This window comes from Agromyces luteolus (assembly GCF_009729855.1).
Taxonomy (GTDB): domain Bacteria; phylum Actinomycetota; class Actinomycetes; order Actinomycetales; family Microbacteriaceae; genus Agromyces; species Agromyces luteolus.
The window spans coordinates 116,398-128,832 of sequence record NZ_WODA01000022.1; the positions used below are offsets into that span (position 1 = coordinate 116,398).

General features: G+C 72.1%; 10 protein-coding genes. 1 reads left to right on the plus strand and 9 read right to left on the minus strand.

What is annotated here, in order from left to right:
• The first annotated feature begins 100 nt into the window (after nucleotides 1–100).
• Nucleotides 101–1,117: a pirin family protein gene (locus GLX25_RS11245; protein ID WP_155842549.1), complete on the plus strand. Its 1,017-nt coding sequence runs from the start codon at nucleotides 101–103 to the stop codon at nucleotides 1,115–1,117.
• 91 nt (nucleotides 1,118–1,208) lie between these two features.
• Here the strand turns inward: GLX25_RS11245 and GLX25_RS11250 are convergent, their stop codons facing one another.
• The 9 genes from GLX25_RS11250 to panC form a co-directional block, all read right to left on the minus strand.
• Nucleotides 1,209–3,260: a PTS fructose transporter subunit IIABC gene (locus GLX25_RS11250; RefSeq protein ID WP_155842550.1), complete on the minus strand. Its 2,052-nt coding sequence runs from the start codon at nucleotides 3,258–3,260 to the stop codon at nucleotides 1,209–1,211.
• Nucleotides 3,261–3,269: 9 nt separating this feature from the next.
• Nucleotides 3,270–4,241 (minus strand): 1-phosphofructokinase family hexose kinase, encoded by a 972-nt coding sequence (locus tag GLX25_RS11255; protein WP_155842551.1) that lies wholly within the window; start codon nucleotides 4,239–4,241, stop codon nucleotides 3,270–3,272.
• Nucleotides 4,238–5,026, minus strand: a complete 789-nt coding sequence (locus GLX25_RS11260; RefSeq protein WP_155842552.1) for a DeoR/GlpR family DNA-binding transcription regulator — start codon at nucleotides 5,024–5,026, stop codon at nucleotides 4,238–4,240. Before GLX25_RS11260 ends, GLX25_RS11255 begins: the two co-directional genes overlap by 4 nt.
• A 210-nt stretch (nucleotides 5,027–5,236) precedes the next feature.
• The gene (locus GLX25_RS11265; RefSeq protein WP_166548737.1) at nucleotides 5,237–7,816 is read right to left on the minus strand and encodes a M14 family zinc carboxypeptidase; all 2,580 of its coding nucleotides are present in this window, start codon (nucleotides 7,814–7,816) and stop codon (nucleotides 5,237–5,239) included.
• Nucleotides 7,817–8,023: 207 nt separating this feature from the next.
• Nucleotides 8,024–9,490, minus strand: coding sequence for a cardiolipin synthase (cls, locus tag GLX25_RS11270; protein ID WP_155842554.1), 1,467 nt, complete (start codon nucleotides 9,488–9,490; stop codon nucleotides 8,024–8,026).
• Nucleotides 9,491–9,497: 7 nt separating this feature from the next.
• A complete protein-coding gene (locus GLX25_RS11275) occupies nucleotides 9,498–9,677 on the minus strand; it encodes a hypothetical protein (RefSeq protein ID WP_155842555.1) in 180 nt (59 codons plus the stop codon).
• A gap of 27 nt (nucleotides 9,678–9,704) precedes the next feature.
• Nucleotides 9,705–9,854: a hypothetical protein gene (locus tag GLX25_RS11280; protein ID WP_155842556.1), complete on the minus strand. Its 150-nt coding sequence runs from the start codon at nucleotides 9,852–9,854 to the stop codon at nucleotides 9,705–9,707.
• 43 nt (nucleotides 9,855–9,897) lie between these two features.
• Nucleotides 9,898–11,406: a lysine--tRNA ligase gene (gene lysS / locus GLX25_RS11285; RefSeq protein WP_155842557.1), complete on the minus strand. Its 1,509-nt coding sequence runs from the start codon at nucleotides 11,404–11,406 to the stop codon at nucleotides 9,898–9,900.
• A gap of 110 nt (nucleotides 11,407–11,516) precedes the next feature.
• Nucleotides 11,517–12,386, minus strand: coding sequence for a pantoate--beta-alanine ligase (panC, locus tag GLX25_RS11290; protein WP_166548760.1), 870 nt, complete (start codon nucleotides 12,384–12,386; stop codon nucleotides 11,517–11,519).
• Nucleotides 12,387–12,435: the final 49 nt, after the last annotated feature.

Genomic DNA, 12,435 nt, shown 5'->3' on the forward strand with positions numbered 1-12,435 from the left:
GGACGGGACCTCCGGCCCTACCGTCGGCGGGCCCGGCGTGCTCGCGCGGCCGGCGCGGCGGGCTGGGAGCGCGGTCGGCGCCCGCGCGTAGGATGCGGGAATGAGCAACCTCGAGCGCGATCCCGTCGAACTGCTCTGCCCGCCCGACGAGGCGACCGGCCCCGGCGTCGCCGTCTACGACTACCGCGAGGTCCCGCTCGGCGGACCGCGCGCGATGCCCGTCCGGCGCACGCTCCCGCAGCGCGGGCGCACGACGATCGGCGCCTGGTGCTTCGCCGACCACTACGGGCCCGACGACGTCGCCGAGACGGGCGGCATGGTCGTCCCGCCGCATCCGCACACGGGCCTCCAGACCGTGAGCTGGCTGTTCGAGGGCGAGATCGAGCACCGCGACTCGACGGGCAGCCACGAGCTCGTGCGTCCCGGCGGCGTCAACCTGATGACCGCGGGCCGCGGCATCTCGCACTCCGAGGTCTCCACGCCGGGCACGACGCGCCTGCACGGCGTCCAGCTCTGGGTCGCGCTCCCCGACGGCGACCGATCGGTCGCCCCGTTCTTCGAGCACGCCGACACCACGCCGTTCCGGGTCGGCGACGCGACCGTGCGCGTCTTCGTCGGCGAGCTCGCGGGCGACGGCGAGACGACGGATGCCGCGGCCGCGGCGGTCACGGTCTTCTCACCGCTCCTCGGCGCCCAGGTCGACCTCCCGGCCGGCGGTTCGGTCGACCTCGCGCTCGACCCGACGTTCGAGCACGGCATCCTGGTCGACGTCGGTCCCGCGTTCGTCGAGGTGCCGGGATCCGAGTCGGCGACCGAGGTGCCGTGGTCGCGCCTCGCGCACCTCGAACTCGGGCACGAGCGTGTCCGCGTGCGGGCCGACGCCGACCCCGTCCGCGTCCTGCTGCTCGGCGGCGAGCCCTTCGGCGAGGAACTCGTGATGTGGTGGAACTTCATCGGCCGCTCGCACGACGAGATCGTCGAGTACCGCCGTCGCTGGCAGTCCGACGTGATCGCGCGCAACGACGCCGACGGCCCGTTCGGCACGGTCGTCGGGTACGACGGCGCTCCGCTGCCCGCACCCGACCTGCCGACCGTGCGCCTCAAGCCCCGGCGCTGAGCGCGCGGCGCCGAGCGCGCGGCACCGAGCCGCACGCACGCCGACGGCCGGTGCCCGGGAGCTGGGCGCCGGCCGTCGGGGTCGGAGCGGGTCAGGCCGCGACGATCGAGGGCTCTCCCTCGGCGACCTCCTCGCGGATGGTGCGACGGTGCGCCCAGCGCTTCAGCGCGATCACGACCAGGGCGCCGACGACCGCGCCGGCGACGATGGCCAGGACGAACCAGAGCAGGTTGCCGATCGCGAAGAAGACGAAGATGCCGCCGTGCGGGGCCTGCGACGTCACGCCCATGCCCATGCAGATCGCGCCGGCGACGGCGCCGCCGAGGATCATGGCGGGGATGACGCGGAACAGGTCGGCCGCGGCGAACGGGATCGCGCCCTCGGAGATGAACGCGGCACCGAGCAGCCACGCGGCCTTGCCGTTCTCGCGCTCGACGGGCGTGAACAGCTTGCGGTCGAGCACCGTGGCGAGCGCCATGGCGAGGGGCGGCACCATCCCGGCGGCCATGACCGCGGCCATGACCATGAGCGGGGCCTGGTTCTCGACCGTGGCGGCGCCGAGGCCGGCGACGGCGAACGAGTACGCGACCTTGTTGACGGGACCGCCGAGGTCGAAGCCCATCATCGCGCCGAGGATCAGCCCGAGCACGACCGCCGCCGCACCGGTGAGGCCGGCGAGCCAGTCGTTCAGGGCGGTGGAGAGCGCGGCGATCGGACCACCCAGCACGACGATCATGAGGCCGGAGGCGACGATCGACGCGACGAGCGGGATGATCACGACCGGCATGAGGCCCCGGAGCCAGCGCGGCACGTCGAGGCGGGCGAACATGAGCGCGACCCAGCCGGCGAGGATGCCGCCGACGAGGCCGCCGATGAACCCGGCGCCCATGAGGCCCGCGACCGCACCGGCGACGAAGCCGGGAGCGATGCCGGGGCGATCGGCGATCGCATAGGCGATGTACCCGGCGAGCGCCGGCACCAGGAAGCCCATCGAGATCGCGCCGATCGTGAAGAACACGGCGCCGAGGTACACCAGGAGGCCGCCGTCGGGCAGGTTGAACAGGTTGTTCGTCGTGACGATCTCGGTGGCGTTGTCGGTGATGTCGTACCCGCCGAACAGGAAGCCGAGGGCGATGAGCAGGCCGCCGCCGGCGACGAACGGGATCATGTAGCTGACGCCCGTGAGCAGCACGCGCTTGACCTTCTGGCCGAAGTGCTCGTTCGCGGCCGCCGCCGCGGCCGTCTGCGCTCCGGCGTCGCCCTGCACGCGCGGCGCCGACGGATCGGAGATCGCGGCCACTGCCTCGTCGATCATCTCGGCGGGGTGGTCGATGCCGCGCTTCACGGGCCCCTGCACCACGGGCTTGCCGGCGAACCGGCTCTTGTCGCGCACGTCGACGTCGACGGCGAAGACCACCGCGTCGGCACGGGCGATCACCTCGGGCGAGAGCGGCGTGGAGCCCGAGGACCCCTGCGTCTCGACGTGCAGTTCGACGCCGGCCTTCTTCGCGGCCGCGGCGAGCGCGTCCGCGGCCATGTAGGTGTGGGCGATGCCGGTCGGGCACGCGGTGACCGCGAGCAGCACGGGCGCGTGCTCGGGGGCGGTGGATGCCGCGGACGGCGCTGCGACCGATGCGGCGGCCGCACCCCCGGCCGCAGCGGCCCCGGCGGGCGCGGCGGCGGGCTGCTCCTTCGGCTCGAGCGCGCCCTCGACGAGCGCGACGAAGGCCGGCGCGTCGGGTGCGGCCCGCAGCGAGGCCACGAAGTCCTCGTCGATGAGCGACCGCGCGAGGGTCGAGAGCACCGCGAGGTGGTCCTGCGTCGACGCGGTCGGCACGGCGATGAGGAACACGAGGTCGGCCGGCCCGTCGAAGGAGCCGAAGTCGACCCCCTCGGGCAGGCGCGCCGCGGCGAGCGTGGGCTCGGTCACGGCATCCGACTTCGCGTGCGGGATGGCGATGCCGCCCGGGACCCCGGTGGAGTCCTTCTCCTCGCGCGCCCACGCGTCGGCGAAGAGCGCATCGCGGTCGGTGGCGCGGCCGGCGGCGACGACGGCGTCGGCGAGCGCCCGGATGACGGCGGCCTTGTCGGCGCCGATCGGCTCGTCGAGGCTGACGAGCCGCTGGTCGATGACGTTGGACATCGATTCCTCCTACTGGACGGCCGGGGCGACGGCGCCCCGGATTCGGATTGCGGTGATGGCGGTGGCGTCGGCATCGGCCCTGGTGGGGACCGCCGACCCGGGGAGCGACGCGGCGGCCGCCCCGTGTGCGACCGCCTGGGCGAGCGCCCGGTCGGGCGCGGCCCCCTCGGTCACGGCGAGCAGGAAGCCGGCGAGCGAGCTGTCGCCCGCGCCGACCGTGCTGCGTGCGTCGATGCGCGGCGCGGGGGCGAACCAGGCGCCCCCCGCTGCGACGTGGACGGCGCCTCGGGCGCCGAGCGTGACGAGCGCCGAGCGGATGCCTCGCGGCGCGAGCCGCGCGGCGAGGTCGGCCACGCGCTCGGGGTCGGCCTCCAGGGCGTCGGCGTCGATCTGGTCGGTGAGCTCGGCGAGCTCCTCGCCGTTCGGCTTGATGAGGTCGATCTGCTCCCCCGAGCCCACGAGCGCAGCGAGCGGGGCGCCCGACGTGTCGACCGCGATCCGCGCCTCGACGCCCGCGGCGCGGACCTCGCGCGCGACGCGGACGTAGAAGTCGTCGGGCAGCGACGGCGGGAGGGACCCGGCGAGCACGAGCCACGAGGCATCCGTCGACTGCTCGACCGTCGCGCGGATCAGCGCGCGCTGCTCGTCGTCGTCGAGCGCGGGCCCCGGCTCGTTGAGCTTGGTGGTCACGCCGTCGGGTTCGGTGATCGCGATGTTGGAGCGGAGCCGCCCGGCGATGGGGACGGTCGCGACGGGGAGGCCGACGGCGGCGAGCGCCACGACGAGCGGGTCGTCGGAACGGCCCGGGAGCACGGCGATCGAGTCGGCGCCGGCGGCGACGAGCGCGCGCGTGACGTTGACGCCCTTGCCTCCGGGCTCCTCGACGCTGCGCGCGACCCGCTGGACCTCGCCGCGCTCGAGCTCCCGGTCGAGCTCGACCGTGCGGTCGAGCGACGGGTTGACGGTCAGCGTGACGATCATGCGACCCGCACCTCCACCTCGGCCTCGTCGAGCGCGACCGCGAGCGCGGGCCCGGGCGGCGCGTCGGTGATGAGGACGTCGACCTCGTCGAGGGCCGCGAAGCGCTGGAGTGCCTCGTCGTCGTGCTTGGACGAGTCGACGAGGACCACGGCCAGTCGGGCCCGGTGGACCATGGCCTGCTTGACCTGGGCCTCGAGCTCGTCGGGGGTCGAGAGCCCGAAGTCGGCGCTCACGCCGTTCGTGCCGATGAAGGCGATGTCGGGGCGGATCTCGGCGAGCTGGGCCATCGCGGACGGTCCGACGGCGGCGCTCGTGATGCCGCGGATCGTGCCCCCGACGACGCGGACGACCAGGTCGCGGCTGCCGTGGAGGAGTGCAGCGATCGGGACGGAGTTCGTGTAGACCGTGAGCGGCGGCGTGTTCGGGGCCGGCTGCCAGCCGGCGAGCGCCTCGGCGAGCGCCCCGGTCGTCGTGCCGGCGTCGAGCAGGATCGAGCCCGTGAACGTCGGCGGCACGAGCGCCATCGCCTCGCGCGCGATGGCCCGCTTGGCGTCGGCGTGCTGGCCGGTGCGCTCGAGGACGGTCGTCTCGGTCAGGCTCGCCCGGCCGGCGCCCACCGCCCCGCCGTGCACGCGCCGCAGCTGGCCGGCCTGCTCGAGCGCGTCGAGGTCGCGGCGGATGGTCTCGGCGGTGACGTCGAGTTCGTCGGCGAGTCCCGCGACCGAGACCCGCCCGGTGCGGGCGAGTGCGTCGAGGATGTGCTCGTGTCGCTCCATCGCGTACATGCGGCCTCCCTGCCGATCTTCGATCACCTGCGTTCGTGTGAGTTTATCTCGCAACACTCACGCAAAGCAACTCTTTCGCAGAATTTCCCACAGAAACCCACATTGGAGGGGTCTGCGAAGCCGGCTCGGGCGACGCGTGGACACCGCGCACGCACGACGGCGCCGGCCGGGAACGCATCCCGGCCGGCGCCGCGCCGTGCCATCCGTCGACTACGGGGCGGGAACCTCCGCCCCCTCGCTGCCGGCCCAGAGGAGCCCGCGCGCGATCTGGCCGAACTGCCCGACCGGGTGGGTCCGGAAGTTCATCGACGTGCCGAACATCAGCACCCGGTTGCCGGCCTCGGTCACGGCGGAGACCGCCGACGCCTGGCCCGCGGCATCCGTCGTCGAGCGACCCGCCGAGTCGCGCCAGTGGCCCGAGATGAACGGGTCGGCGGCGTAGGTCTGCTCGACCACCGCGTTCGCCCCGAGGTTCGTGTACCAGACCGCCGGGTAGACGAACGCGGTGTCCAGGGGGAAGGTGCCGAGCAGGCCGCCGTCGACCGGTTCGACCGACACGATGCCGTTCGATCCGCCCGTGCCCGACGTCGCGGTGGAGGTCACGAGGCCGAACGCGTTCGCGAAGCTCGCGATCGCCGTGCCCTCGCCGACCACGCCGCCGCCCGCTGCGAGGTACTCCGCCACCTCGGCACGACCGGCCGCCTGGGACGACGAGAAGTTCAGCGTGCCCCCGATCCAGAGCACGTCCACGTCGTCGAGCACGACCGTTCCGGTCGTGAGCGACGCGGACGAGATCGCGACCGGGTCGTCGAACCCGAGCTTCCGCAGCGTCTGCAGCTCCTCGCCGCCGCCCGAGTAGGCGACCGTGAGGTCGTCGAGCCCCGTGCTCTCCTCGGAGGCCAGGCGCGAGCCGTCGGACACCGTGAACGCGACGCCGTAGAGGTCGGCGACCTCGACCGCGGCCGCGTGGCTCGCGGCATCCGGCCCCAGGATCACCGTGCCGTCGGCGAAGGCCGACACCGGGACGCCCGACTCGAGCAGCGCGTTGACCGCCTGGTACTCGGCGGCCCCGGAGGTGGCGAGCTCGAGGTAGCCGCCCTGCGCGGGCACCGAACCCGTCGGCGCCGCCTCGGCGACCGCCTTCAGCTTGGCCTTGATCGCCGGGTCGCCCGTCGAGCCGACCGCGTCGACGTCCGCGCCCCACAGCAGGGCGAGGCTCCACGCGGAGATGTCGTACATGTCGGGCACGCGCTCCGAGATGTCCGAACCGTCGGCGAGCAGCACGTTCGCCATGCCGCGCAGCGGCTGGTGCATGTCGACCACGTACGAGCCGGCCTCGTACGTCGCGCCGCCCGCCGTGAAGGGCGCGGACGCCCGCTGCACCTCGACGCCGTTCGCGATGAGCTGGTCGACGAGGTTCGCGGCATCCGTCGCCGAACGCTGCGCCTCGCCGGCCGGGATGACGTACGCCCGCGGGAACTCGGCCGTGTAGACGTCGGTCTCGTCCCAGATCTCGGCCCACTGGCTCGGCTCGGCCACCTCGGCCGGGTCGACGTCGGCGGGGATCTCGACGAGCGGCTCGCCCGCGAGGCCCCGGCGGAAGATCTCGATCTGGTTCGTCAGGAGCGCGTCGGCGTTCTCGATCACGTAGTCGACCGAGGTGTCGATGACGACGCCGGCGACCTCGATGTTGACGGCCGAGTTCGCCGCGTTCCTCGGGTCGTCCGCGGGGTTCACGCGGCCGAGCGGCAGCTCGACCGTGTTCGTGATCGCGCCCTGGTACGCCACGTACTGCGGCGTGAAGATCGGGGGCCAGTCGTCCCATCCGGCGCGGATGTCGCGGTACGGGATCCGGATGTTGCCGGTGTTCTCGGTCGTCACCCGGTTCGTGTCGAGGTCGAGGTAGGTGTTGCCGGGGATGTCGGCCGCGGTCACGGCCTCCTCGATCTCGAGCGCCGCCGCGTACGCGTGCGGCAGGAACAGGTCGTACTCGTAGTTCTCGCCGTGGGGCGGACCGCACGGCTCGACCTGCAGCACGCTCGTGTAGCCGTGCAGGTCGATGTAGAACGTCGGCTGGATCACGCCCGACAGGTCGCGGATGATGCGCGCCTCGCTCGTCGCGCCCGTGATCATGTCGCGGTTCGCGTCGAACCCGTCGGCGGTGGCGCGCTGCCCGAGCGCACGGCCGTCGGGGTTGTTCGTCACCGTGAAGTAGAGGCGGTTGTGCTCGAGCACGTCCTGCACCTCGTCGTAGGGCGCGGTCGCGAGGTGCTCGATGTACTCGAGGACCGCGTCGGTGCCCTCCCACTCGTTGCCGTGGATGTTGGCGTTGAACCAGATCGGCACCTTGTAGTTCTTCATGAGCGACGCGTTCTTCGCCGCCGCCGCGGGGTTGTGCTTGATCATGTCGCGGAAGTTCGCCTGGCGCTTCGTCTCGCCGGCGTTCTCGGGCGCGGTCAGGGTGACCAGGTGGATGTCGCGGCCGAGGGCCGACTGCCCGACGACCTGCACCGAGATGCGGTCGCTCACGGCGGTCAGGCCGTTCAGGAGCGGCGCGATCTCGTCGTAGGGGATGACGCCGCGGTTGATCGACGCGTCGTTCGGGTCGTCCGCGACGGTCGGGAGCTCGGGCTGGGACGGGTAGCTCGAGGGCGGTGCGACGAGCGGCGAGACGGGAGTGACGATCGGGACGGCGGGGTCGCCCTCGAGGGCGACCGCGGGGGTGGAACCGGCGACGAGCGTCGCGGCCAGGACGGCCGTGACGCCCGCGCCCGCAAGGGTGCGTTGCATCGACATGGTGCTCCGTAGGGTTGCGGACTCGGATCGGGACCGGCTCGCGCACACGGGGCGGCGGGTCTCGCCGTCGCGGACGAACCGCGCGCGAATCACGGTGGAATCGTGCGCTGGAAAGCGGTACCAGCCAGCCTTGCATGCGAACGCATGCACGCTCCAGAGCGATTCGTTGCGTTCGTGTGAAGAATCCTGCGCGTTTTCGCCCTACTGCAGGGCGGAGGTGAGCCGCGCGAGGTTGTCGAGCACCGTCGAGCGCAGCGGCTGCTGCATCCACTCCTCGAGCCCCAGCTCGCGGCTGTCGCGACGGTACCCGTCCTCCACCGCGCGCATCTCGCGGACGAACGAGGCGCCGCGCACCAGCAGCGACACCTCCATGTTGAGCTCGAACGACCGGATGTCCATGTTGCTCGAGCCGATCACGGCGACGTCGTCGTCGATCGTGAAGTGCTTGGCGTGCAGGATGAAGGGCGCGCGGTACATGTAGATCCGCACGCCCGCGCGGAGGAGCGCCTCGTAGTACGAGCGCTGCGCGTGGTAGACCAGCGCCTGGTCGCCGATCTCCGACACGAAGAGCTCGACGTGCACGCCGCGCTGCGTGGCACCGCTGATCGCGCGGAGCATCGCCTCGTCGGGCACGAAGTACGGACTCGTGATGATGATCCGCTCGCGGGCGGCGTAGAGCAGCGCGAGGAAGAGCTTCAGGTTGTTCTCGTTCTGGTAGCCCGGCCCGCTCGGCACGACCTGGCAGTCGAGGTTCTGCTCGGCGGGCGGCTGGGCGAACGGGATGAGCTCCTCGCGGGACGGCGCCTCGCCGGTCTCGAGGTACCAGTCGGTCGCGAAGATCGCGTCGAGTCCCGAGACGATCGGGCCCTCGAGCTCGGCGACCAGCTCCTGCCACTTGAGGCCGCGGCGGATGTTGCCGCGCTTGTTGTAGCTCCGGTCGATGATGTTCTGCGAGCCCATGTACGCGACCTCGCCGTCGACCACGAGGATCTTCCGGTGGTTCCTGAGGTCGGGACGCTGGTACCTGCCGCGGAGCGGCTGCACGGGCAGCATCAGCCGCCAGTCGACGCCCATGCGCGTGAGCCGGCGGATGGTGCGGCGGTACCCCTTCGAGCGCCGCGAGGCGATGTGGTCGAGGAGCACGCGCACCTCGACGCCGCGCGAGACGGCGTCGCCGAGCGCATCGAAGAACCGGGCGGTCGTGGGGTCGTAGGCGAAGATGTAGAACTCGACGTGCACGTACCGGGTCGCGCGCGAGATCGCCTCCGCCATCGCGTCGAGCGACGCCTGGTAGTCGCCGATGAGCCGCGCGCTGTTGTGGCCGATGAGCGGCATCGCGCCGAGGTTGCGGTTCAGCCGCACGACCCCATCGAACCAGTCGGGCCAGTCGCGGTCGTCGCTGACCTGCTCGACGCCGTGGGTGCTCTCGCGGATGAAGCGGTCGACCTCCGCCTGCTTGGCCCGACGCGCCTTCGGCAGCTTCGGGTTGCCGATCAGCAGGAAGAAGAGCACGCCGAGGTAGGGGATGAAGAAGATCGCGAGCAGCCACGCCATTCCGGCGGTGGGCCGGCGATTGCGCGGAACGACGATGATCGCGATCACGCGCACGACGATGTCGACGACGATCACCAGCAGGGCGATGATCGCCGTGACCTGCGCCGTCGTCATGCCGGGGTTACGCGGCTCTGTGCTGCTGTTCGGCGCGCTTCGCGCGCTCCTCGGCCTCGATCTTGGCGTAGGCGTCGCGCTCGCTGCGGTCGGCGCGCAGCAGGGAGCGCATCACGAACCAGAAGATGAGTCCGATCAGCACGGTCGGCGCGAGCGACCAGATCGCGTTCAGCCAGAAGTCGTCCATAGCCGTTCCAGAATACCCGCGGATTCCTCAGCCGGCGGTGATGATGCCCCACACGCCGGATCCGAGCAGGTACAGGCCGACGGCGCCGACGATCACCCAGATCGCGATGCGGGCGAACGAGGGCTTGCGGGGGTCGGGCTCGGGCTCGAGCTCCTTCTTGGGGAGGTAGTCGTTCATGTGTGGCTCCTGATCTCGATGCGCTCGGCTGCTCGATGCCCGGTCACTTGACCAGCGGGAAGAGGATCGTCTCGCGGATGCCGAGGCCCGTGACCGCCATGAGCAGGCGGTCGATGCCCATCCCCATGCCGCCCGTCGGCGGCATGCCGAACTCGAGCGCACGCAGGAACTCCTCGTCGAGGCGCATCGCCTCCGGGTCGCCGCCCGCGGCGAGGCGCGACTGCTCGACGAACCGCTCGCGCTGCACGACGGGGTCGACGAGCTCGGAGTAGCCCGTGGCGAGTTCGAAGCCGCGCACGTAGAGGTCCCACTTCTCGACGACGCCGGGGATCGACCGGTGCTGTCGTACGAGCGGCGACGTGTCGAGCGGGAAGTCCATGACGAAGGTCGGCCGGGTGAGGCCCGACTTCACGTGGTGCTCCCAGAGCTCCTCGACGTACTTGCCGGGCAGCGGGTGGTCGACCTCGATCTCGACGGCGTCGGCGAGCTCCTTCAGTCGCGACATGGGGGTCTCCGGCGTGATCTCCTCGCCGATCGCCGCGCCGAGCGAGTCGTACATCGAGAGCCGGTCCCATTCGCCGCCGAGGTCGTACTCGGTGCCGTCGGCCCACGTGACCACGTGCGAGCCCGCGACCGCGTACGCGGCATCCTGGATGAGCTTCTGGGTCAGGTCGGCGATCGAGTGGTAGTCGCCGTAGGCCTGGTAGGCCTCGAGCATCGCGAACTCGGGGCTGTGCGTCGAGTCGGCGCCCTCGTTGCGGAAGTTCCGGTTGATCTCGAACACGCGCTCGATGCCGCCGACGACGGCGCGCTTGAGGTAGAGCTCGGGGGCGATGCGCAGGAACAGCTCGGTGTCGAACGCGTTCGAGTGGGTCACGAACGGCCGCGCCGAGGCGCCGCCGTGCATCACCTGGAGCATGGGGGTCTCGACCTCGACGAAGCCGAGGCCCGTGAACGTCGAGCGGAGGCTCGCGTTGACCGTGGCCCGGTCGAGGACGTTGCGCCGGGCCTGCTCCCTCGCGATGAGGTCGAGGTAGCGGCTCCGCACGCGCGTCTCCTCGGAGAGCTCGTTGTGCAGGTTCGGCAGCGGGTTGATGGCCTTGGCCGCCATCCGCCACTCGGTCGCCATGATCGAGAGCTCGCCGCGGCGGCTCGTGATGACCTCGCCCGCGACGAACACGTGGTCGCCGAGGTCGACGAGCTCCTTCCACGCCGCGAGCGCCTCCTCGCCGACCTCGCCGAGCGAAACCATCGCCTGGATCCGGCTGCCGTCGCCCGACTGGAGGGCCGCGAAGCAGAGCTTGCCGGTGTTGCGGAGGTGCACGACGCGGCCGGACACGCCGACGGTCTCACCGCTCCGCTCGTCGACGCCGAGGCCCACGAACCGCGCGCGCACCTCCGGGATGGTGGTCGTGACGGGAAGCGAGACCGGGTACGCGCCGTCGCCGAGGTCGGATGCCTCGGCGATGAGCCGCTCGCGCTTGGCCAGTCGCACGGCCTTCTGCTCCGAGATCTCCTCGGCGGTCGGCTCGTGCGTGGTCTCGTCGGCCATGGCGTCTCCGGTGTGGGGGTGCGTTCGTGGGGTGCGCATCCGAGCGGATGCCACCCACCAGCGTATCCCGCTGCGACGCGCCGACCTGAAGGGCAGCCGGATGCCTCGGCTCAGCCGAGCACGATCCCGGCGTTGTCGATCAGCCGGGTGCCGCCCACGCGCGCCGCGACCAGCACGGTCGCCTTGCCGGTCGCGCCCTCGTCGACGGGCAGGAAGGTCGCCGGGTCGACGACGACGAGGTAGTCGAGCTCGATGGCCTCGTGGTCGCCGAACGCGGCGGCCGCCTCGGCGAGCACCTCGTCGAGGCCCTCGCCCGCGGCGGCCTCGGCGGCGGCGAGCGACTCCGACAGCGCGAGCGCCGCCCGGCGCCCGTCGGCGTCGAGGTACCGGTTGCGGCTCGACAGCGCCAGGCCGTCGGGCTCGCGGACCGTCGGCACCACCTCGACCGCGAGCGGCGCGTTCAGGTCGGCCACCATCCGGCGGACGAGGAAGACCTGCTGCGCGTCCTTCTGGCCGAACACGGCCGTGTCGGGCTGCACGATGTGGAAGAGCTTCGCGACGACCGTCAGCATGCCGTCGAAGTGCCCGGGCCGCGAGGCGCCCTCGTAGAGCGTTCCGACGTGACCCGCGGCGAGGCTCGTCTCGACGGCGCCCGCCGGGTACATCTCGTCGACGCTCGGGGCGAAGACGAGGTCGACGGCCTCGCGTTCGAGTGCTGCGACGTCGGCGTCGAGCGTCCGCGGGTACCGGTCGAGGTCCTCCCCCGCGCCGAACTGCAGCGGGTTCACGAAGATCGACACGACCACGGCGTCGGCCAGCTCTCGCGCCCGGCGCACGAGTGCGAGGTGCCCGTCGTGGAGTGCGCCCATCGTGGGGACGAGGGCGACGGTGCGATCGGCGCGCCGCAGCGTGGCGATCGCGTCGCGGATGCCGGTGATCGTGACATGCACCTCGGGCCCGGTGCGGCGCCCGGTCGCCACGGCTCCGCCCACGGCTCCCCCCGCGGCGTCGGCCGTGCGACGTGCCCGC